Annotated in this window: 23 protein-coding genes; 14 read left to right on the top strand and 9 right to left on the bottom strand. The window is 37.5% G+C overall.

Annotation, left to right across the window (positions count from 1 at the left end):
- Positions 1–311: 311 nt before the first annotated feature.
- The 4 genes from ACSBFT_RS18080 to ACSBFT_RS18065 all read left to right on the top strand — a co-directional run bounded on the left by ACSBFT_RS18080 (position 312) and on the right by ACSBFT_RS18065 (position 5,485).
- Positions 312–2,078 carry a tetratricopeptide repeat protein gene (locus tag ACSBFT_RS18080; RefSeq protein WP_489601890.1) on the top strand — a complete coding sequence of 589 codons (1,767 nt, stop codon included), beginning with the start codon at positions 312–314 and terminating at the stop codon, positions 2,076–2,078.
- A gap of 124 nt (positions 2,079–2,202) precedes the next feature.
- Positions 2,203–3,321: an MORN repeat-containing protein gene (locus ACSBFT_RS18075; protein ID WP_489601888.1), complete on the top strand. Its 1,119-nt coding sequence runs from the start codon at positions 2,203–2,205 to the stop codon at positions 3,319–3,321.
- A 130-nt stretch (positions 3,322–3,451) separates the two neighbouring features.
- The gene (gene accD, locus ACSBFT_RS18070; protein WP_463045128.1) at positions 3,452–4,297 is read left to right on the top strand and encodes an acetyl-CoA carboxylase, carboxyltransferase subunit beta; all 846 of its coding nucleotides are present in this window, start codon (positions 3,452–3,454) and stop codon (positions 4,295–4,297) included.
- A 405-nt stretch (positions 4,298–4,702) separates the two neighbouring features.
- Positions 4,703–5,485 carry a PIG-L deacetylase family protein gene (locus tag ACSBFT_RS18065; protein ID WP_489601886.1) on the top strand — a complete coding sequence of 261 codons (783 nt, stop codon included), beginning with the start codon at positions 4,703–4,705 and terminating at the stop codon, positions 5,483–5,485.
- Between the two features lie 38 nt (positions 5,486–5,523).
- Here the strand turns inward: ACSBFT_RS18065 and ACSBFT_RS18060 are convergent, their stop codons facing one another.
- The 7 genes from ACSBFT_RS18060 to leuC form a co-directional block, all read right to left on the bottom strand.
- Complete coding sequence (locus ACSBFT_RS18060; protein ID WP_489601884.1) at positions 5,524–6,105, bottom strand: hypothetical protein; 582 nt, start codon at positions 6,103–6,105, stop codon at positions 5,524–5,526.
- A 135-nt stretch (positions 6,106–6,240) separates the two neighbouring features.
- Complete coding sequence (locus ACSBFT_RS18055) at positions 6,241–6,534, bottom strand: PKD domain-containing protein (protein WP_489601882.1); 294 nt, start codon at positions 6,532–6,534, stop codon at positions 6,241–6,243.
- A 306-nt stretch (positions 6,535–6,840) separates the two neighbouring features.
- Positions 6,841–7,902, bottom strand: coding sequence for a 3-isopropylmalate dehydrogenase (gene leuB, locus ACSBFT_RS18050; RefSeq protein WP_463045131.1), 1,062 nt, complete (start codon positions 7,900–7,902; stop codon positions 6,841–6,843).
- 115 nt (positions 7,903–8,017) lie between these two features.
- A complete protein-coding gene (locus tag ACSBFT_RS18045; protein ID WP_463045132.1) occupies positions 8,018–9,511 on the bottom strand; it encodes an alpha-isopropylmalate synthase regulatory domain-containing protein in 1,494 nt (497 codons plus the stop codon).
- Between the two features lie 78 nt (positions 9,512–9,589).
- Positions 9,590–10,186, bottom strand: a complete 597-nt coding sequence (gene leuD, locus ACSBFT_RS18040) for a 3-isopropylmalate dehydratase small subunit (RefSeq protein WP_489601879.1) — start codon at positions 10,184–10,186, stop codon at positions 9,590–9,592.
- A 59-nt stretch (positions 10,187–10,245) separates the two neighbouring features.
- Entirely contained in the window at positions 10,246–10,569 is a 324-nt protein-coding gene (locus tag ACSBFT_RS18035) for a four helix bundle protein (protein WP_489601877.1), read from the bottom strand.
- A 55-nt stretch (positions 10,570–10,624) separates the two neighbouring features.
- Positions 10,625–12,022: a 3-isopropylmalate dehydratase large subunit gene (leuC, locus tag ACSBFT_RS18030; RefSeq protein WP_463045135.1), complete on the bottom strand. Its 1,398-nt coding sequence runs from the start codon at positions 12,020–12,022 to the stop codon at positions 10,625–10,627.
- Between the two features lie 284 nt (positions 12,023–12,306).
- Between leuC and ACSBFT_RS18025 the strand changes: the two genes are divergently transcribed.
- From ACSBFT_RS18025 to ACSBFT_RS18005, 5 genes are all read left to right on the top strand, one after another.
- The gene (locus ACSBFT_RS18025) at positions 12,307–12,687 is read left to right on the top strand and encodes a DUF983 domain-containing protein (protein ID WP_463045136.1); all 381 of its coding nucleotides are present in this window, start codon (positions 12,307–12,309) and stop codon (positions 12,685–12,687) included.
- Between the two features lie 50 nt (positions 12,688–12,737).
- Entirely contained in the window at positions 12,738–13,037 is a 300-nt protein-coding gene (gene trxA, locus ACSBFT_RS18020) for a thioredoxin (protein ID WP_463045137.1), read from the top strand.
- A gap of 79 nt (positions 13,038–13,116) precedes the next feature.
- Entirely contained in the window at positions 13,117–14,088 is a 972-nt protein-coding gene (locus tag ACSBFT_RS18015; protein ID WP_489601875.1) for a DUF6807 domain-containing protein, read from the top strand.
- A gap of 47 nt (positions 14,089–14,135) precedes the next feature.
- A complete protein-coding gene (locus tag ACSBFT_RS18010) occupies positions 14,136–14,906 on the top strand; it encodes a TerC family protein (RefSeq protein ID WP_489601873.1) in 771 nt (256 codons plus the stop codon).
- A gap of 9 nt (positions 14,907–14,915) precedes the next feature.
- Entirely contained in the window at positions 14,916–15,671 is a 756-nt protein-coding gene (locus ACSBFT_RS18005) for a lysophospholipid acyltransferase family protein (protein ID WP_489601871.1), read from the top strand.
- Between the two features lie 5 nt (positions 15,672–15,676).
- On the opposite strand, the gene ACSBFT_RS18000 is transcribed toward ACSBFT_RS18005, so the two are convergent.
- The gene (locus ACSBFT_RS18000) at positions 15,677–16,180 is read right to left on the bottom strand and encodes a YdeI/OmpD-associated family protein (RefSeq protein WP_489601869.1); all 504 of its coding nucleotides are present in this window, start codon (positions 16,178–16,180) and stop codon (positions 15,677–15,679) included.
- A gap of 92 nt (positions 16,181–16,272) precedes the next feature.
- Between ACSBFT_RS18000 and ACSBFT_RS17995 the strand changes: the two genes are divergently transcribed.
- The 4 genes from ACSBFT_RS17995 to ACSBFT_RS17980 all read left to right on the top strand — a co-directional run bounded on the left by ACSBFT_RS17995 (position 16,273) and on the right by ACSBFT_RS17980 (position 20,732).
- A complete protein-coding gene (locus ACSBFT_RS17995) occupies positions 16,273–17,397 on the top strand; it encodes a glycoside hydrolase family 26 protein (RefSeq protein WP_489601867.1) in 1,125 nt (374 codons plus the stop codon).
- Positions 17,398–17,522: 125 nt separating this feature from the next.
- On the top strand, positions 17,523–18,047 hold the full coding sequence (locus ACSBFT_RS17990; protein WP_489601865.1) for a gluconate 2-dehydrogenase subunit 3 family protein: 525 nt from the start codon (positions 17,523–17,525) through the stop codon (positions 18,045–18,047).
- Between the two features lie 42 nt (positions 18,048–18,089).
- Positions 18,090–19,793 carry a GMC oxidoreductase gene (locus ACSBFT_RS17985; protein WP_489601862.1) on the top strand — a complete coding sequence of 568 codons (1,704 nt, stop codon included), beginning with the start codon at positions 18,090–18,092 and terminating at the stop codon, positions 19,791–19,793.
- A gap of 36 nt (positions 19,794–19,829) precedes the next feature.
- Entirely contained in the window at positions 19,830–20,732 is a 903-nt protein-coding gene (locus ACSBFT_RS17980) for a sugar phosphate isomerase/epimerase family protein (RefSeq protein ID WP_489601861.1), read from the top strand.
- Positions 20,733–20,790: 58 nt separating this feature from the next.
- Here the strand turns inward: ACSBFT_RS17980 and ACSBFT_RS17975 are convergent, their stop codons facing one another.
- Positions 20,791–21,216, bottom strand: a complete 426-nt coding sequence (locus tag ACSBFT_RS17975) for a YybH family protein (protein ID WP_489601859.1) — start codon at positions 21,214–21,216, stop codon at positions 20,791–20,793.
- 134 nt (positions 21,217–21,350) lie between these two features.
- Between ACSBFT_RS17975 and ACSBFT_RS17970 the strand changes: the two genes are divergently transcribed.
- Positions 21,351–22,271: a 2OG-Fe(II) oxygenase gene (locus ACSBFT_RS17970; RefSeq protein WP_489601857.1), complete on the top strand. Its 921-nt coding sequence runs from the start codon at positions 21,351–21,353 to the stop codon at positions 22,269–22,271.
- Position 22,272: the final 1 nt, after the last annotated feature.

The following is a 22,272-nucleotide window of genomic DNA, read 5'->3' as shown; positions in this document are numbered from 1 at the left end:
CTTTATACCCAAGTTCTAAAAGATATATTCACCGATACTTTACTATGAATTTGATATAAAGTAAAGCAAAATTGAATTATCATAACTTAAGTGGGTAACATTATAAACAGCTCTAAACGTGAAGAATAATTGTGGACTAACTTTTGTTTTGTTAACAACTATAGAATCCTTAAAAACAATTATAAAAAACAATAGATCAGCCATAAAAAGATAAACACATATCCACAGCCCTAATAGTTAATAATAATAAATAAATACATATTCTTATTTTAATATATATGAACAAGGTTAAAGCACTAATAATAATTTTAATGATTGGGCTGAACGCTGCGGGCCAGTCTGTGGAATTAGCCAATGAATATTATACTAAAGGGGAATATGAAAAGGCCGTGGAAATTTTTGATAAACTCAGTAAGAGAAAAGAAAACGCCAGAAACATCCATGATAACTATCTGAATTCCTTGATGAGGTTAAAGGATTATGATAAGGCTAAAGATTTTCTCAAAGGTCAGATTAAGGATTATCCTGATATGGTTTTATATGAGGCCGACTTGGCGTATCTTCTGGAGGTTTCAAATGATTTGCCTGCGGCAAACAAGGCTTATGCGGATTTGATTGAGAAGGCTTCCCAAAAGGATGCTTACGTGTATCAATTGCAGAATTTCTTTTATAGAACCAATAAGATTGATTTACTGATAGACATGTTAATGAAATCTAGAGAAAGGTCAAAAAGTGTCGACAAGCATAATATTCATTTGGCTAGAGCCTTTTTGTTTGCGGGTAAAAAAGAAGAAATGCTTAAAGAAGTTTTCTCTTATGGAATTGAGCATAAAAACTCCGATTACGTAGAAAGAACTATTCAAGATAATATCAAAGAGGAAGATGAAGTGGCAATGATGGTTAGGCTCTTGTATACTCGGATTCAGGAAAAACCAGACGAAGTCTATTATAATGAATTGCTAATTTGGCACTTTGTTCAGGAAAAGGAGTTTGCAAAAGCATTCACACAAGCTAGAGCTCTAGATAGGAGGTTGAATCTTGGAGGAAGGAAGATATTTGAGTTGGCAGGATTAGCTTATCAGAATAGGGAATTCAAGGATGCTTCAAGAATGTACCAGTACATCATGAATGAATATCCAACCGGAGATTTCTACCCGTATGCCAGAAGATGGAATATCCAATGTAGGGAGCAAGTAGTTAAGAATACTTTTCCTATTGATGAAACAGAAATTAAAGAACTGATTGGTCAATACGAGATTTTGATTAAGGATATAGGTTTAAGCCCCCAAACAATAGACGCACTGCGTAATATGGCCTTGTTGTACGCCTTCTATCTTAATGACCAAGAACGTGCGGTACAAGTCCTAGAAATGGCTATTGCCCAATCGGGGTCAAATCAGAAGTTTAAAGATCAATGCAAGTTAGATTTAGGAGACATTTATATTCTGAAAGAAGAGCCATGGGAATCCACATTGCTGTATATGCAGGTGGAAAAGTCTCAAAAGGAGGATTTCCTAGGAGAAAACGCCAAGTTGAAGAATGCCAGACTTCATTATTACATTGGGGAGTTTGAATTGGCCAAAGACATTTTAGATATACTTAAGAAAGCTACAACCAGAGAGATAGCAAATGATGCTATGAAATTGAGTTTATTGATACAAGATAATCTTGGCTTAGACACCACTGATGCTGCTTTGAAAGCTTATTCTGCCGTGGATTTATTGTTATTTCAGAATAGAAATACCTTAGCTATTGCTAATTTAGACTCCTTATTCGAAGTATATAAAACGCATAGTTTAGCGGATGAAATTTTATGGCTGAGGGCCAATACCAATTATAAATTGGACCATGTAGAAGCCACCATCAAGGATTTAAATAATCTTTATGAAAACCATAAATATGATATTTTAGCGGACGACGCCTTGTACATGTTGGCTAAAATTTATGAAGAAAAATTGGACGACAAACCGAAAGCTATGGTTCTTTATAAACAGCTTTTAACCGAATTTCCAGGAAGTATTTTTGGTGCTGACGCACGAAAAAAGTTTAGAGAGCTTAGAGGAGATTTTGTTTATTAGGCTAGCATTAACGACAGGTTTTATATCGCAAAAAGAAACTTTGTTTAATTTTTCGAGATAAAAAAAACAAAATAAAAAAAGACGTAGGGGCGTTGGTATAATGCAATAACTAAAATTTCTCAAGATGTCTAATCCGAAATTTACTTTTATCTTCTGCTATTTTCTGCTATTTCAAATTCCTCTTTTTGCTCAGGAGGATTCTGGCGAAACCACAACATTCGTTTGTAGTTATACAGTGAGTGCCGGTATAATAAACGAAAAATCTATTTGTGGAATGTTGGGTTTTAAAACCAGACCGGAGGCTCAAAAGGCTGTGGAGAGAATTGTGAGTAGGTCAGGTTTAAAGCAAAATTTTTATGTGATGGAATGCCCTAATATTGACAATTGCTTTGCTGCAACAAAAAATGGGGAGCGATTGATAGTTTACGATGCGAGCTTTATGAGAAGGGTAAACAGCATTACGCAAACAGACTGGGGTGCTATGAGTATTTTGGCTCATGAAATAGGACATCATCTACAAGGGCATACGCTGAAAGAAGGGGGCTCAGATCCAAATAGAGAATTGGAGGCAGATGAATTTTCTGGTTTTGTAATGTATCAAATGGGGGCGAGTTTAAAGGACGCCCAATCTGCCATCTGGAAATTCACGACAGACTATGACACGGGAAGCCACCCGCCAAGGAGAAGGAGAATGGCTTCTATAAAAAAAGGCTATAATGCAGCGGAAGAAATGTACCCACAACTTAGCATAAATATGAATACTTCCGACGATACGGAAGAAGAGCCCGAGGTTGAAATAGTAAGAACTACAAACAGACTACCAGAAATAAAAAGAGAAATACCAGAAACCATTAAAACGGGATGTTTAGAAGGTGACTGTAGGGAAGGATTCGGAGTTGCGGTGAATAGAAGAACTTATGAAAAGTATGCGGGTAATTGGAAAAGTGGTGACAGAGCTGGATATGGTATAGAGTATTATGCAGATGGTAGAAAAAAGTTTGAAGGCGACTTTTCAGGAGGTAGATTTCACGGATATGGCACATTCTACTTTAAAGACGGAACCAAGTATGTTGGTAAATTTAGACAGGGTGTCATGAATGACGACAAAGGAACCTTCTATTATCAAAATGGAGACCGTCTATTTGTTCGCTATGTGAATGGAAAAAGGGAAGGAAAAGCAAAAGTAATTTACTACGGCGGCGTAGAAGGAACTGTTTATTTTGAAAACGACATTGAAATTTAAGTTGGTTAATTCCGACTTACGTGCTGTTTGATATTCAATGCCGTAAAGGGTATTTCTAAGAATCTCGTCTATAGATACAGTTTCTTAGCAGTACCCTTTATATATTTGCCTTTCAATTAACATTTGAATTATGTCTTGGTTTCAACGTACGGGTAAAGGAATAAATACACCAACGGAGTTAAAGAGAGAAGCTCCGGATGGTCTTTGGTATCAATGTCCTGAATGTAAACAGGCTACGCATACAAGAGAGCATAAGAATAATGCGTTTACCTGTATTCACTGCAATTATCACGAAAAAATTGGCTCAGAGGCCTATTTCAATCTTTTATTTGATGAGGGTAAATATGTGGAATTGGATGCTAATATGCGATCTGGCGACCCGCTAGAATTTGTAGACACAAAGGCCTATCCAGATAGATTATTACAAACGGAAAAGAAATCTGGTTTGGTGGATGCTTGTAGAACAGCGGAAGGTAAAATACATGGAAAGGGTATTACTATCTCCTGTATGGATTTTGGTTTTATTGGTGGTTCTATGGGTTCGGTAGTAGGGGAGAAGATAGCCAGAGGAATAGATAATTCTATAAAGAAGAAAATTCCTTTTTTGATGATCTCAAAGTCTGGCGGAGCCAGGATGATGGAAGCTGGTTTCTCTTTAATGCAGATGGCCAAAACATCGGGGAAATTGGCACTTTTAGATAGAGCAGGCATTCCCTACATATCTTTACTGACTGACCCAACTACAGGTGGTGTTACAGCGTCATTTGCTATGCTAGGAGATTTTAACATTGCTGAGCCAGGTTCACTTATTGGCTTTGCGGGTCCAAGAATTATTAGAGAGACCATAGGTAAGGATTTGCCAAAAGGTTTTCAAACTGCTGAATTTTTACTAGAACACGGTTTCTTAGACTTTATAGTAGATAGAAAAGACCTAAAAGATAAAATGGCTAGCCTGTTGGGCATGATTTATAAGTAAGAATCTTAATTCTCCATAAAATTGAAAAGCCGAAATCATTAAGATTTCGGCTTTTTTATGTTTTTAATCCTGAAAGAAATATGCGTGTAAAAGAAGCTCCATCGGAGTGATACATAGGTAAAAAAACTAAACTCAGAGATTTAATTCATTTGGCGAGATTTTGAACCAAAATCATGACAAACGTATTTTTTAATAATAATCACGGTAAAGATTACATGTCTAAGTTTATTTTGGTAATGGTTTTTGCTTCGGTCCGACGTTTCGGTTTTTTGCCGAAAAAAGTAATGCTGTCTGCAAGACAACGGGAGTAAAGGTGAACGTAAATTAACTTATTGCTACTGTTATAAAGTTAATGCGTTCAACTCAAAAAAATAAGTTTTATTAGAAGAAAGCGACCCTATAATAATGACCAATAAACTATTCCAAATTCTATCAATTTTAATATTGGCTACCGCTTGTCAAACTAAGAAATCAAGCCCAAGAACAATCTTAGCGGTAGTTGCTCACCCTGACGATGAAACAACAATAAGTCCTGTTCTGGCTAAATATGCCGTTACAGATTCTGTTTACCTAATCATTGCGACAGATGGTCAATTTGGAGTAACTGATCACGCAGGAATACCTGCAGGTGACTCATTAGTGGCTATTAGAAACGAAGAAGCGAAATGTTCCTGTGCAAAAATGGGAATTCACGAACCAATACGACTAGGTATTCAAGACGGAATGGGACTAAATGGACATGGTGATTTCTATGAACAAGAACCTATGCTAAAAGAAAGGCTGCTGAAAGAGATATTAAGAATCAATCCTGATGTAATAATCACATTTGGACCTGATGGCGATACTGGACATCCTGACCACCGTATGGTTGGTTTGGTGTCTACCGAACTCTTACTTAGAGAGAATTTGACTGATAAAATGGACCTTTATTACTTAGGCTGGACAGAAGAACAAACAGAGAAATACAAAGCCTGGAACCTGAATTATTCAGCCGAAGAAAGCTTTAATACGGTAATATCATTTTCGGATGAAGATGAAGCAAAGTCTAATGAAGCAATACGCTGTCATCAAAGTCAATTCACAAAAGAGGAAATGGATAAGTGGATTGCGACCGAGTTAGCAGACGAATCAAACGTATTATACTTCCGAAAGTTTGCGATGGATAAGGAGATTAGAAATGACTTTTGAGTCTTTATTTCCGGATCACTTATAAAAAAAATAACAATCTATTCGATCACCATCGGAAATGGATTCATTTTGAGTGCTTCAAAATAGGCCAGTCTGTTAGGAATGGCAGCCAAAACCTTGTTTTTATTTTCATCGGATATTCTACTAGGTGCAACTTTAGCCCCTAAATAGAGTAAGAATGTTTCGGCGACATCTTCTCTTATAGGATTATCTCTAGCATAAGTGGAGATAAAAACGGGGTCGTTTTTTTGTGCTTCTAGCCAGCCATCACTGTCGCTGTGTATTCCATCTAAAGAAGTATGGGATGCTTCATGCACTAATGTTTCTTCTAAAATTCCATCTCTTTCATATTCCAAAGCTTGACCCACGTGAATTAAAATAATATCGCCACCACCTGCAAATGGATTAACTCCGTCATGAATCCAAATGAATCTTACGTTATCAAGTAAGAATAAGGGTATTCTGCCTGCTTCTTCGGCGTACTTGGTGGCGTGAGCCAAAGCTTCTTCTTCGCTAAATTCAGGGTTTACTTGTACTTCAATTAGCTTGTCTTCCCCATAGCTCACATCAAACAAATAGGAATTTACTTCTGGTGAGTCATTGGTACGCCTATCAAACATAGCCCTTATGCCCCTGCCACGTGGTATTATGCCAGTATAGGTAGTAGGGTCATTTTGTGTTATGATGTTTGGCTCAATAAATATAGTTCCTGAATAAGGAGGTTCTGTTAAGCGAGCTACGGTAATATACTCCTCTTATAAAGATTCGTTAGAATTTATGGAATTCGAGGTCTTTAGTTCTACTTTGTATTTGCCAGGTTTTAGGTAGGCAATATTTGGGTTTCTTTCATTCGATACAGCAGGACTTCCAGACTCAAATTTCCATTCCCATTTTATAGGATTTCCAATAGATTGGTCAGAAAAGCTAATTGTTTTTCCTGCTATTGGAAAGACATTGCTCGCAGAAAAGTCAGTGATGAATTCTTCAGGAATGTTTGGAATGTTAGGAATGCTTTTTTTTTCTTTACAACTGAATGTGATTGCTAACAATACAATTAGAGTAAAGCCTTTAGTTTTTTATTTCATGCTAATCGAAAAAAAAGTTTTAGAGGCCAGAAGATGCTTTTTATTTTATTCAAAATACCAGTCCCTATGGATGTAGTAGTATTACGTTTTTTTCAAGATAGTAAAAACCTTTTACTAAAAAGCAAAAACCCCAATCTCTCGATTAGGGCTTTTCTAGTTTATAGGTTAGGATAATGTTTTTAAAGTACCAGTTCTAATAAATTTAGTTGTGTAGTGGTTTCGAGTCCTTCAGCCACCAACACCTATTCTGTAGACTGAGGCACTCGAAGTCTACTTAATTTGAGCAGCTAACCAGTCACCTACTTCAGATGTACCGTAGGCCTTATCTTTTCCAGCGATATCTTCGGTTACTATTCCTTCTGCCAAAGACTTATTCACCACATCTTTAATTTCCTGGGCTTCGTCCATAAGTTTGAAAGCGTATTCAAACATCATAGCAGCCGATAAAACGGTTCCAATTGGGTTTGCTATGTTTAGACCCGTCGCTTGTGGATAAGACCCGTGTATCGGCTCAAAAACGGACGTATGAAGGCCAATTGATGCTGATGGCATTAATCCCATAGAACCAGAGATTACAGACGCCTCATCGGTCAATATATCACCAAACATATTTTCAGTCACCATCACGTCAAAACCTTCTGGCCATTGGATAATACGCATAGCGGCGGCATCTACTAAAAGATACTCCGTTTTAACCTCTGGATACTCTTTTTCTAAAGATTGACCCACTTCTCTCCAAAGCCTAGATGTTTCTAAGACGTTAGCTTTATCCACAATCGTCAACTTCTTCTTTCTGGCCATGGCATAGGTATAAGCCAAACGAATAATTCTTTCTACCTCAGGTTTTGTGTATTCACAAACATCCCAAGCTCTATCTCTAGCTTCGTTTCTTCCTTTGTCACCAAAGTAAATTCCACCCGTTAACTCACGAATGCATACGAAATCGGCGTTTTCTATCAATTCAGGTCTCAATGGAGACTTATGAAGAAGCGATGGAAAAACCAAAGTAGGACGAATATTAGCGTAAAGACCTAATTTCTTACGCATGGCCAAAAGACCCTGCTCTGGCCTAACTGGATTAGAAGGGTCATTATCAAACCTTGGAAGACCAATGGCACCAAATAAAACAGCATCAGAATTCATGCAAATCTCATGTGTGGAGTCTGGATATGGCTCGCCTACGGCGTCAATGGCCGCAGCACCTGTTATGGCTGGCGTCCAATTGATGGTATGACCATATTTTTTTGCTATCGCATCAGACACTTTCTGTGCTTGTGCTACCACCTCTGGTCCAATGCCGTCACCGGCTAATACTGCTATGTTTAAGTTCATTTGTTTTGAGCTGTTAGCTATTGGCTTTGGGCCTATAGCGTTTTTTTGAAATTGTAAGTTTTTGTTGCGGAATATTTTTGAGCTAATAGCTAACCGCAAATGGCTAAAAGCTAATTTATATCAAATTCAACATCTTAACGGTTGCCTCAATCGCTGATACGGTTTGGTCAGAATCAAGACCCCTTGTTTTCATTTCTTTATTTCCAACCTTCCAAGTAATAATGGTTTCGCAAAGTGCGTCCGTATTTCCTCCCGGCGGAATTCGCACGGCGTAATCTGCTAAAATTGGAAAGTCCATTTCCTTTTGTTTGAATATCTTTTTCAATGCATTCATAAAGGCATCGTACTGTCCATCGCCTTGAGCGTTTTCCTCATAAACCTCACATTCAATTTTGATTTGAAGTGTGGCAGAAGGTCTAAGGTTTCTAGAGTGAGTGAGCACATAGTTAATTAACTCTACCTTTTTTTCTTCAGGCTCACGGTCTAAAACATCAGCAATAATGAATGGAAGATCTTCACGGGTTACGGATTGCTTTTTGTCGCCCAGTTCAATGATTCTCTTGGTGACTTTCTTTAAATCTTCATCAGGTAAGGAGATACCTAACATTTGAAGGTTTTTCTCAATGTTTGCCTTCCCAGAAGACTTTCCTAAAGCGTAAAGTGTTCTTCTTCCAAACCTTCCAGGCTCTAAATCGCTAACGTAAAGGTTGTTTTTCTTATCACCATCGGCATGAATACCGGCCGTTTGCGTGAAAACGCTGTCACCCACAATCGGTTGGTTAGCCGGAATTCTCATTCCAGAGAAGCCTTCCACCAAACCACTAATTCTATAGAGCGATTTGTCGTCTACATTGATGCTTACTTCTGGAACAAAATCTCTTAAAACAGCTACTGTACTGGCTAAAGGGGCATTTCCGGCTCTTTCTCCAAGGCCATTTACGGTCACATGTAAGCCGTGAGCACCACCTCTTAAGCCTTCCATCACATTGGCCACGCTAAGATCGTAGTCGTTATGAGCATGAAAATCGAAATGTTGACCAGGATATCTGTCTACCAGAGCTTTTACAAAAACATAAGACTCGTTTGGTGTTAAAATACCTAGGGTATCCGGCAGCAAAATTCGTTTAATTGGGAGCTTGATAAGGTTTTCTACATGTTGGAAAACATATTCTTTCGAATGACGCATTCCGTTGCTCCAATCTTCCAAATAAACGTTGACACTGATGCCATTGGCGACAGCTTTGTTTACAAGAATTTCAATTTCACGGAAGTGCTGTTCAGGCGTTTTTTTAAGCTGATGCGTAAGATGATTTAAAGAACCTTTGGTAAGAAGGTTCATAACCTTGGCTCCAGCCTGTTGCATCCAATCTAAAGAAGCATCACCATCCACAAAGGTTAGTACCTCAATCTTATCCAGAAAACCTTTTTCGGCAGCCCAGGTTGTAATTTTTTTTACTGCTGTAAGCTCACCTTCCGAAACACGTGCTGAAGCCACTTCAATTCTATCCACTTTTACTTCTTCAAGTAAAAGTTGTGCCATTGTTAGTTTTTCAGATGCCGAAAAAGATACTCCGCTGGTTTGTTCACCATCCCGAAGGGTGGTATCCATTATTTCAATATGGCGTTTCATACATATTCCTCCTCCAAAAAATGTATTTAAGGAGGAGGATTTAGGGGTTTATTTTAATTAGAAAGGGCGAGCGATTTCAAAATCAGCAATTTCTGATTTCATAGACTGAAGATAGTCAATGTCATCAAATCCGTTGACCATATTATTTTTCTTATAGCCATTGATTTCGAAACGCTCACTTTCGCCTGTAGAAACTATCGTTACCGTTTGGCTAGGAAGGTTAACTTCAACTTTGGCATTTGGATCTTTCTCAATGCCTTTGAATATTTTATCCAAAAATTCTGGACTAACGGTCACGGGAAGAATACCAATGTTCAATGAGTTTCCTTTGAAAATATCAGCAAAGAAACTAGAGATAACACATCTGAAACCATAATCATAAATGGCCCAAGCCGCGTGCTCTCTACTAGAACCAGAACCAAAGTTTCTACCCGCAACCAGTATTTTTCCGTCGTAAGTAGGATTGTTTAATACGAAATCTGCCTTAGGCGTATCGTCATTATTATATCTCCAATCTCTAAAAAGATTGTCTCCAAAAGCCTCTCTTTTAGTTGCTTTTAAGAAACGGGCTGGAATAATTTGGTCGGTATCCACATTCTCTAATGGAAGCGGTACACAAGTGCTATTTAATACTGTAAATTTATCGTATGCCATAATTGACTTTAGCCTTTAGCCCTTTGCTATCAGCTTATTTGTTTAAAGTTTTTATTAAATTATAAGAGCTGCCTTTTAACAGGAATAAGTTTTTTAGAAACTATTTGAATCTCGTCCAAATATCCCAAATCTTTGGATAAAGAAAGGAACACTTCTAATTCTGATGAAGAACCAAAAGCTATTTGACGAAATTGACCGAAGTCCTTTTCTCTTAATTTAGAAGCACCTTCCGCAATATTTGCAGGTATTGAAGAAGCCGCTCGTCTCATTTGTGAGACAATCTCGTACAATTCTTCCTTCGGAAAGTTTTTTGTAAGCTCATAAACTTTCAAAGTTAGTTTGTAGGAGTTTTCCCAGAAATCAAGTTTTTTATAGTCTCTCATTATTTCAAGCTTACAGCCAATTGCTAAAAGCAAAAGACCAAAAGCAATAAAAATCTTAATCCATAAACCCACGAGGGTCACTCACTTTACCAGTAACCGCTGCTGCTGCTGCCACTAATGGAGAAGCTAATAGTGTTCTAGAGTTTGGTCCTTGACGGCCTTCGAAGTTTCTGTTTGATGTAGAAACCGCAAGTTTACCTGCAGGAACTTTATCGTCATTCATTGCTAAACAAGCAGAACATCCAGGCTGACGTAATACAAAACCCGCCTCAGTGAAAATGTCTAAAAGACCTTCTTCTTTAATTTGAGCCTCTACGATATGAGAACCAGGAACTAGCCATGCTGTTACATTATCAGCTTTCTTTCTTCCTTTAACGATAGAAGCAAAAGCTCTAAAGTCTTCAATTCGGCCATTGGTACAGCTGCCAATAAATACGTAATCTACCTCTTTGCCTATCATGCTTTCGCCTTCAGCAAATCCCATATAGTTCAACGACTTTTTATAACTCGCTTCGCCGTCAATGACTTCGCTAGATTTAGGAATAGTACTAGAAATTCCAGTTCCTAAACCAGGGTTAGTACCGTAAGTAATTTGTGGCTCAATTTCTTCTGCTGTATAAGTTAACTCTTTATCAAAAACGGCGTCATCATCCGTTTTCAACGTAGCCCAATACTTCAATAGTTTTTCCCAATCTTCTCCTTTAGGAGACATTTCTCTGCCTTTCAAATAAGCAAAAGTAGTTTCGTCTGGAGCTATCATTCCTCCACGGGCACCCATTTCAATGGTCATGTTACAAACCGTCATACGACCTTCCATGCTCATGTTTTCAAATACATCACCCGCATATTCTACAAAATATCCTGTTGCACCTGCAGCTGAGATTTGAGCGATAATATAAAGGACAACATCTTTAGGTGTTACAGCTTTACCTAATTTACCGTTAACGGTAATTTTCATTTTCTTAGGTTTAGGCTGCATGATACATTGAGAGGAAAGTACCATTTCTACTTCTGAAGTTCCAATACCAAAAGCGATGGCACCGAAAGCACCATGTGTAGAAGTATGAGAATCTCCACAAACGATGGTCATCCCTGGTAGCGTGATGCCGTTTTCTGGACCTACTACGTGAACAATACCATTTTTTTGATGACCAAGACCCCAGTGAGAAATACCATATTTGGCAGAGTTTCCTTCTAATGCTCTTAACTGATTAGCAGAGAGCGGATCTTCAACAGGCAGATGCTGATTAATTGTAGGTGTGTTATGATCTGCCGTAGCAAATGTTCTTTCAGGGAAAATTACGCCAACTCCTCTGCTTTCTAATCCTAGAAAGGCAACAGGACTGGTAACTTCATGGATAAAATGACGATCAATGAAAAATACATCTGGGCCATCTTCAATGCTTCTTACTACGTGAGCATCCCACACCTTGTCAAATAATGTTTTAGACATCTTAAATTATTTTTATTATGGTTTTGTTGTCAATTCCTAAACAGTGCTTATCGATCATTCTGATCTAAATCACCAACCAACATCACAAAGGTGGCAGTTTTTAAAGGCACTTTACTAACGTATGGCGTTCAAAGCATGTCGTTTTTGGTTCACGAGACCCTTTTGAGCCATTTGGGCTTTTATATGGTTTTTAAGTTAATTTCAAGTTTCACAAGTGCCTTTTGTTACCAATTAGCAGAATTATATTCGGTATCTTTGTGCTCAATTTAAATACTAAAATAGCCATGGGAAATTTGAAAGGGGCAGTTTTTCTAAAATGTCCTAGATGTGAGAAAGGAAATTTATATGAAGCTCAGAATCCCTATGAAAAAGGGAAAATGATGGTGATGCACAAAAACTGTTCTAATTGTGGGCTGCGTTATGAGAAGGAAGCTGGCTTCTTTTATGGAGCCATGTATGTGAGTTATATGCTAAATATTGGCTTTTTTATTATTGCTACTGTTTTGTGGTATACCGTTTTTGAAGATAAATTGGACTGGAGAATTTATATCGGTAGTTATGTTTTGATAACGGTAATGTTGGTTCCTATTTTATTCAGATATTCTAGATCTATCTGGTTAATGATGATGATAAAATTTGAACCAGAAAAAAGAGGAGAACGTTAATATATCAAAGAGTTTATAGTCACAATCATCAACATAAAAGAACGCGTATTATGACAGGTACATTTGAAGAATTAATAAAAAGTGAAACACCAGTATTGATAGATTTCTTCGCTACATGGTGTGGTCCATGTAAAGCCATGTCTCCGGCTCTACAGCAGTTGGCAGATGAGATGGGAGATAAAGTAAGAATTGTTAAAATTGATATCGATAAAAATACGGCACTCCAGAGAAAGTATAAGATAACAGGGGTTCCTACGATTATGGTTTTTAAAAATAGTAAACAGCTTTTTAGAAAGTCGGGAGCTATGATGCTGCCAGAACTAAAAAAAGCTGTTAATCCACATTTATAGGGTGTAACAACAAAATTTTAAATCCCTTTTTGCTTAACGGTGAAAAGGGATTTTTTATTTTTGGTAAAACCTTATTGATATGAAAACATTATTCATCATTCTGCTTTTACCTTTTGGGGTATTTAGCCAGTCTTGGCCTGTATCTTTTAAGGAACTACCTGAGCAGCATAAGGTAGAAGTATATGTAGGTGAAAGTCTTTTTACCGCATATTTCTATCCCGACCAAAGTCAATTAAAAAAGCCGGTTTTGTATCCGGTTTTTTCTCCAGAAGGAAATGCCATTACAAGAGGCTGGCCATTTGATCCAAGTGAAGGAGAAAGGCAAGACCATCCTCATCACGTAGGCATTTGGCTGAATAACGGAGATGTAAACGGAAATGATTTTTGGAATAATTCCAATGAAAGAATAGGGAGTAAAAATAAATACGGAACGATAGTTCATAAGGAAATTGAAAAACTCAAGAACGGGAAAAAGACGGGAGAGCTAATTATATCAGCCGATTGGAATGACTTTGAAGGAAAGCACCTTTTAGAAGAGACTAGTAAATTTGTTTTTTCTGGAAATAACGAGCTTAGAATTATGGACAGAACCATAACCCTAAAAGCGGTAGTTCCGGTAACAATTGCAGATAATAAGGAAGGAATGTTTGCCATAAGAATGGCAAAGGAATTAGAAGAGCCAGATCCTAAAATGTCTTACGTGGCTACAGGAGAGTATCATAATGACATGGGCTTAAAAGGTGAGAAAAATGTTTGGGGAAAACGTTCGGCATGGATGAACCTTACAGGCGAAATCAATAAGGAGGAAATCTCCGTCGCCATTTTTGATCATCCTAAAAATTCTAATTTTCCGGCTCACTGGCATTCAAGAGCTTATGGTTTGTTTGCAGTGAATAATATTGGGTCAAAGGTTTTCACAAAAGGACGTGATAACTCGGACATAATATTGGAAGTTGGCCAAAAAATTACTTTCAAATACAGAGTAGTCATTGCGTCAAAGCACTTGACGGAAGAAGAAATGAAATATTTGGCTCAGGAATTTTCTAAATAGTATTATCTTACATCGCAAAAAAAAAGAAAGACATATAATTTAAATTAATGGAACAACTACTGACCACCGCTGCTCTTACTAGCGTTCTTACACTAACACTTTTAGAAATGGTTTTAGGAGTAGATAATATAATTTTCATCTCCATAATTTCTGGAAAACTGCCACAGAAAGATCAGAAAAAGGCAAGAAACATAGGTCTGGTTTCTGCGATGGTTATCAGAGTAGGTTTACTTTTTGTTCTTGGATGGATTTTAGGGTTAGAAAAAGACCTTTTTAACCTCGAAGATTTGGGATTACCTTTTGATATTGGCATGAGCGGTAAAGGGTTGATTTTGTTAGGTGGCGGCTTATTCTTGCTTTATAAAGCCACCTCCGAAATACACCATAAATTGGAAGGAGAGGAAGATGATTTTGGTAAAAAGGCCATCGCTTCGTCATTGACTAGAGCTATTTTAGATATAACTGTTGTCAATATTATTTTCTCTGTAGATTCTATTATTACTGCGGTCGGAATGACGGATATCATACCAGTAATGGCTGTGGCAATCATTCTTTCTACGATTGGTATGTTACTATTCGCTAAACCTGTTGGTGATTTTGTAGAGGCTCACCCTAGCATCAAGATGCTAGCTTTGTCTTTCTTGGTCATGATTGGTACCTTGTTAATTGCAGAGGCATTCCATTTTACGGTTCCTAAAGGCTATGTTTATTTTGCTATGGCGTTCTCATTTTTGGTAGAAATGTTAAATATCAAAATGAGAAAATCAGCTGTAAAACCTGTAGAACTGATTAAGCACATAACAGAGAACAAAGCTTAATTCATGTAAATGAAAAAGCTTTTTAGTGTTTTATATACTTTCTGGTGTGTATTGGTATTTGTTATACCATTCATCTTACTGTATCCATTTATTTTTATATGTATTCAGCGTAATAAATGGCATAGGTTTGGTCATAGAATGATTCGATTTTGGTCACAGATTTTCTTTTTTCTTACTGGTTTGTGGATTAAAAAAGAATGGAAATTTAGGCCAGACAAGAAGAAGGCATATGTCTTTGTGGCTAACCATTTTGCCTACCTAGATGTGGCGGCAGGAATGAATATTGTATATAATTATTTCGCATATGTAGGTAAGAGCTCGGTCGCTAAAGTTCCCCTGTTCGGCTATATGTTCGATAAACTTCACATTGCGGTAAATAGAAGCGACAAAAACAGTAGAACTAAAACAATGCGTAGGGGTATTAATGCACTTAAAAATGGAAGAAGTGTCTTTATTATGCCGGAGGGAGGAATATTGTCTAGCGAAATTCCAAAAATGAAACAACCATTTAAGGATGGACCTTTTATTATGGCCATAGAAAACCAAGTTCCGATAGTGCCCATTACCTATCTAAATAATTATGAGATAAATTCAGCAAACCTTTTTAAATGGGGTTTGCCTAAAGTAATTATTAACGAACCCATATACACAATTAGCCTCACGGCAAAAGATAGAGAAGGCCTAAAAAAAAGGGTTTATGATGTAATTCAAGGTGACTTGGATAATTATTATGGATTGGAAAAAACAGAATATATAGCGGGTTAAAAGTACTATTTGCCCTTAAAATGCCTTATCATTTCTGGATATCCCATACGATTTGAAAGACCAAAAATACAGTTAGAGATCCTTTTACTTTTTGTTTCAATGGTTTTTGCCGACTCTATCCATTTAGAAAAATAACGTTGATGACCAGGGGTCAATGTCTTAAAATGTTCCATGGCATTAGGTGCATCTTCTAAACAAGCCAAAAAGTCGGCGGAAAACTCAAACTCACTTGTGTCTTCCTCTAAGCTCATTAGAACGGTACGACCTAGTTTTTTTTTCAACCCTTTTTTGAGTACAGCATTAATGGGTAAAATAAAGTTGCCATCACCAATCGGAATTAATGCGAGCTGTTTGATGGGCATTTTATCAAGCAGGCCTTTAATTCTGAAAGATTTCTTAGTATTAGGTTTTATTATATGTGCCATAGACGCAGGTACTGTCAAAAAAGTCCAACCAGTTTTTTCTCCATTTACATCATATTTATCCAAAACTTGTTCTAGTACTACCATCCGTTATAATTCTTTACATCTGAGTTTTAAAGATAGATCTTTAAGTTTTAACTTGAAAATATTACACTTTCAACCCCTTCTACCTAAAAAAAATGAGACAAAATCAAACCTTGTTGTTGGCATTACTTATAGCAATTAATGCGAGTGCATTTGGCCAATTAATGGATAAAAATGCTACAAGAGAAACGATTAATCTCTTTAAGGCAATGAAGAAAATTCAGAAAAAGCATACGATTTTCGGGCATCAGCACGCGACTGAATATGGAAGAGGGTGGCGGAATGAAGAAAACCGTTCCGATGTTAAATCTGTTGTTGGTACTCATCCTGGTATGATTGGCGTAGACTTTAGTGGCTTTACTGGACCAAATTCAGAGGAGTATAAAGCACAACTTAAAAAAGTAGTGGAAGATGCCTATAACCGTGGCGGTGTCATTACCGTAGCCTGGCATTTTTATAATCCAATGGGAAAAGGAGGGTTTTACTGGGCAGGTTCAGATTCTATTGAAGTGGTGCCAAGGATTATCCCTGGTGGAGATGGTCATGAAAAATACAAAGAGATTTTAAATGACGTGGCTGAATGGGCTAATGCGTGCAGAGGAGCTAATGGCGAATTGGTTCCTATGATTTTTCGACCTTATCATGAGTTTGATGGTGGCTGGTTTTGGTGGGGAGCACCATACTGTACCTTAGAGGAATACATGACACTTTGGAAGTTTACGGCTTCATACTTGAGAGATGAAAAAGATGTCCATAATTTTATTTGGGCCTTTTCTCCTGACAATAATTTTAATACAGAAGCAGAGTTTCTTGAAAGGTATCCAGGAGACGAATGGGTGGATTTGGTAGGAATGGACAATTATGCCGACGTGGGAAGAAACCGTTATGATTTGGAGGCCGCAACCCACAAACTAAGAATTGTTTCTGATTATGCCAGAAAACACAAGAAGTTATCTGCTTTTACAGAGACTGGTTTGGAGTCTATTCCTAATAAAACATGGTGGACAGAGACATTGTTGAAAGTGATGAAATCAAAAAAAATGCGTCTGTCTTATGTTCTAGTTTGGCGTAATGATACGAGAAGTGAAACGCATTATTATGCCCCAGTGCCAGGACATGTAAGTGCACCAGATTTTATAAAATTTTATAACGATAAGTACACTTTGTTTGAGTGTGATTTGGCAAAGAGGAACGTTTATAAGAAAAAGGGTAAATATTGAGCCAAAGTGTCTTTCTTGTATGTTTTGGTCTCTATACCCTGACTTTTTATCTAGTATAAAGTTGGGATATAATATTATGGAATATTAAGTATTAAATTGATTTTTTAAATTAGATATTAAATATTATGCAAAGACGTGAACTATTAAAAAAAATGGCTTTAGGTGCCGGTGCGGCTGTTGCTTTACCATATTGGGCGAATGCTTGGAATAGTTCCACTATTTCTGCCACATTTTTTTTTACAAAAGCCCAATCTTCCATGCTTTCTAGTATAGCGGCCACGTTTATACCTGAGGGAAAATCTGAACCGGGAGCATTAGGCTTAGGCGTAGATAAATTTTTAGAGAAACTATTAGCAGATTGCTATGATGAAGACCAGCAAGCCAAAGTAAAAGCAGGTTTGGGCTTACTGTCGTCAACAGCAAAAAGTATTTATAAAAAGGACTTTTCAGAGTGTACTCAAGAACAGAGAGAAAGCCTTCTGATTGGGTTTTCTGCACCTAGCGATGAAGAGAAAGAATGGTTTTATGATACTTTGAAAAGTGAAACAATTAGAGGATATACCACCTCGGAATATGTGATGGTAAATCATTATGGCTATGAAATGGCTCCAGGGCATTTTGATGGATGTGTGGATGTTTCGGAATCTTAATCATTTCAATAAAGAAAAATATTCTTACAAGGAAATACGTATATGGCAAACTTAAATTTAGAAGTAAAGAAAAAACATAAGTATGACGCTATCGTGATTGGCTCGGGAGCTAGTGGTGGCTGGGCGGTGAAAGAGCTGTGTGATAGAGGATTGAAAACTTTAGTTTTGGAAAGAGGAAGAGGTGTAAAACATATTGAAGATTATCCTACTGCTTCTAAAGCTCCCTGGGATTTTGAATATAGAGGTAGTGTTACTCAGGAAGAAAAAAAAGGTTTTGAAATGGCTAAATACATGCGTGCTGAAACATTGCATTGGGCATTGCCAGACAACGAACAGCCTATTGTTCAAGAAAAACCGTTCCGTTGGTTTAGGGGATATCATGAAGGGGGTAAGTCTTTACTATGGGCTCGCCAAACCCAAAGATGGTCTGACTTTGACTTTGAAGGCCCTGCTAGGGACGATTTTGCGGTAGATTGGCCCATTAGATATAAAGACTTATTGCCATGGTATGAGCATGTGGAGAAGTTTGCCGGAATAGCAGGTTTTAATGATAACATAGATGCTTTACCAAATAGCATTGTGCAGCCGGGTTGGGACCTAAACTGTGTGGAGCAGCACTTCAAGGAAACCATAGAAAAAGTTTATAATGACAGATTCTTAGTTTTTGGAAGATGTGCACATTTGACAGACCCACAGCAGATTCATTACGACCAAGGCCGTGGAAAATGCATGAGTCAGAGAATGTGTAACAGAGGATGTAACTATGGTGGATATTTTAGTAGCAATTCCAGTACACTTCCATGGGCGGCAAAAACGGGTAAAATGACACTGAGACCTCATTCTGTAGTGCATTCTATTATCTATGACGATAAAAAAGAGAAAGCCACTGGCGTAAGAGTGATAGACGCTACCAGCAATGAAATGGTAGAATTTTACGCTAACGTTATTTTTGTCAATGGCTCCGCCATTAACACCAATGCTATATTATTAAATTCTACTTCAAATCGTTTCGAAAATGGTTTAGGAAACGACAGTGGAGTGCTTGGAAAATACATTGCATGGCATAATTACCGAGGAAACATCTCTGCTAAATATGCTGGATTTAAAGACAAAAAAACGAGTGGAGCACATCCTAGCCATTCTTATATTCCTAGGTTCAGAAATCTTCGTAAACACGAAGAAAATTTCCTGAGAGGCTATGCAACGGGTATTGGTGGAGGAAGAGGTTCTTATACTTCTAAAGACGGAATTGGTGATGAGTTAAGAGATAACCTGCTGAGCCAAGAGCTTGGTGGCTGGGGTTTATCTGGTTGGATGATGGGTGAAACAGTTCCAGTAGAAGAAAACCATATTAGACTGCATGAAACTTTAAAAGATAAATATGGTATTCCGCAAATTGTTTTCTCTTGTGAATGGCAAGAAAATGACGATAAAATGGTAGCAGACTTTCAAACCACCATGGCTGAAATGTTTGAAAAGGCAGGTTTTGAAGATATTCAAGTTAAAGATACGTACGCAGCTCCAGGTTCGGATATACACGAAATGGGTGGCGTAAGAATGGGGAAAGATGCCAAAACGTCTATGCTAAATAAGAATCATCAATTGCATGGCTGTAAGAATGTTTTTGTGACGGATGGTGCTTGTATGACATCCACCAGTACACAAAATCCTACTTTAACATATATGACCTTTGCAGCAAGAGCCGCCAATTTTGCTGCGGATGAATTGACCAAGAAAAATTTGTAAAAACAATATCAAGTATTAAATCAAAAACCCTGTTACATGAAAAAATCTGTTTTGTATTTATGTATGATTGGCCTGTCGGCCGTAATTTTTGCCTGCTCTTCTGGGAATAGTACCACAGAAACAGAAGAAGGAGTCCCTCTTTTTAAGGGCGAGTTTGGTGTTCAAGGGTATACTTTTAGAAATCAATTTAAGGACACTACAAGAACATTGGAGCAAAACCTTGATTTGATAGCGGAATTAGGATTTACAGAACTAGAAGGCGGTGCTCCTAACGGTGTTTCTCCAGAAGACTTTAAGGCTATGTGCGAAGAAAGAGGGATTTCTATCCCGTCCGCTGGTTCAGGTTTTGAAGAGTTACAAGAAAACCCTCAAGCAGTTGCAGACAGAGCAAAAGCACTGGGAGCTAAATTTGTAATGTGTGCTTGGATTCCTCATGATGGGAGTAATTTTTCTTTCGAAGACGCTAAAAAAGCGGTGGAGGTTTTTAATACTGCAGGAAAAGTTTTAAGTGAGAATGGATTGACGTTCTGTTACCATGACCACGGTTACGAGTTTAAACCAAACCCTGAAGGTGAAGGAACAATGATGGATTATATCATTCAAAACACGAATCCAGATTACGTTTCTTTTGAAATGGATGTGCTTTGGACAATACATGGAGGGGGCTCTGAGGCTCCTCAGCAGCTACTAGAAAAATACGGAAACCGCTGGAAGCTAATGCATGTTAAAGACTTGAAGAAAGGGATAGTAGGAGATGGTTCTGGAGGAACGCCTGCAGAGAACGATGTAGTCCTTGGAACTGGTCAGGCAGACTGGCCAGCAATATTAAAGTTGGCAAACGAGGTAGGCATAAAGCATTATTTTATTGAAGACGAAAGCGAGAAAGAAATAGAAAATATTCCTTTAAGTATATCTTATTTGAAAAGCTTGAAGGAATAGTAAGAACATGTTTTTCTATTAAAAGCCCGCAATCAAATCGATTTCGGGCTTTTGTTTTTTATGAACTGTGGTCACTAATAATGAGCCATTCTCCTTTTATCTTCTCCATTATTACGGAAAAGTAGCCCTGACGGAGTTTTTGCTCTCCTTCATATTCAAGGTTATACCGTCCCACCACGTAATAGTATTTCGAGCTCAACTTTTTCATGCTTAAGTCATCAAAATACAGTCGCCCCATGGTTTCGTCCGTATAACTATTTTCATAATTCTTAAGGATGTTATCTGCACCTATCGTTCTTCCTCGGTTAGATATCATTTCTGCAGTATTCTCATATGCTTTAACAAATGCTGCTAAATCATGGCCTGACCAGTTACGTTCTTGTTCTGAAAAGTTGGCTTTTATCTCCCGTTCGGCTTTAGGTATTTTCTGAGCAAGTAATGGACTGTAAGTGATTAAAAGACAGACAATGAGGATGTTTTTCATATGATTTCAATTAATGGATAGCATAAAACTAAAGACTTTGAGTGAAAATATTGAAAGGTAAATTCTACTTATTTTATTTAGAAAGACGGATTGATTTTGAGATAGTAATCCTATTATGAAATAATAAGGGCGGAATGCCTGCAATTCCTCATCAAGATTATTTAAATATTAATTACCTTTGGCAAAACGTTGAATTAACAATTTCTAAAGAAGAAATGAAGCTTTACTTTGATAACAATAAGTTAGCGGCTCTTGCCGAAAAGTATACAGAGCAGTATAAGCTGAACAGCCCATTCCCTCATGTGGTGATTGATAATTTTATGGATCCAGAGGCTCTGGATAAAATTTTGGAAGAGTTTCCTAAAGCAGAACAGAAAGTATGGCATGATTACAAAAGTGATTATGAGAAAAAACAAGAACTTAACGGAGAAGGTCGTTTAGGTGACTTTACCCAGCATATTCTATATCAATTTAACTCAGCTCCTTTTTTGGTTTTTCTAGAGAAATTAACAGGAATTGACAATTTAATACCTGACCCTTATTTCTATGGTGGTGGGCTTCATCAACTCAACGGTAAGGGTAAATTAGGTATCCATGCAGACTATAGTAAGCACATACGTTGGCCTTTAGACAGAAGAGTAAATGCCATTTTGTACCTCAATAAAGACTGGAAAGAAGCGTATAACGGAGGCTTAGAGCTTTGGGATACGGCAATGACAAAATGTGAACAAAGAGTAGCTCCTTTGTTTAATAGATTAGTGGTATTTAATGTTACTGATTTTAATATGCACGGTGTGCCAGATGAGGTGAAGTGTCCTGAGGGCATGAGCCGAAAGTCTTTGGCCTTCTTTTATTTTACAAATGGTCGTCCGTTAGAGGAGGTAGACCCAAATAAAAAGCTTCACGTGAAGTTTACTCAAAGGCCAGGTGATCAGGAAATCGCATTCCAGGAAAAGAAAAATATAATTGGTTACGAAGCCAATCCAATAAAAAGATTCATTAAACAGGTTACCCCACCGTTTATCTATGACGCTTTTAAAAAATTAATGAATTAAA

This window comes from Arcticibacterium sp. SM2516 (genome assembly GCF_057914865.1).
This window is presented reverse-complemented; position numbering and strand designations above follow the sequence as displayed.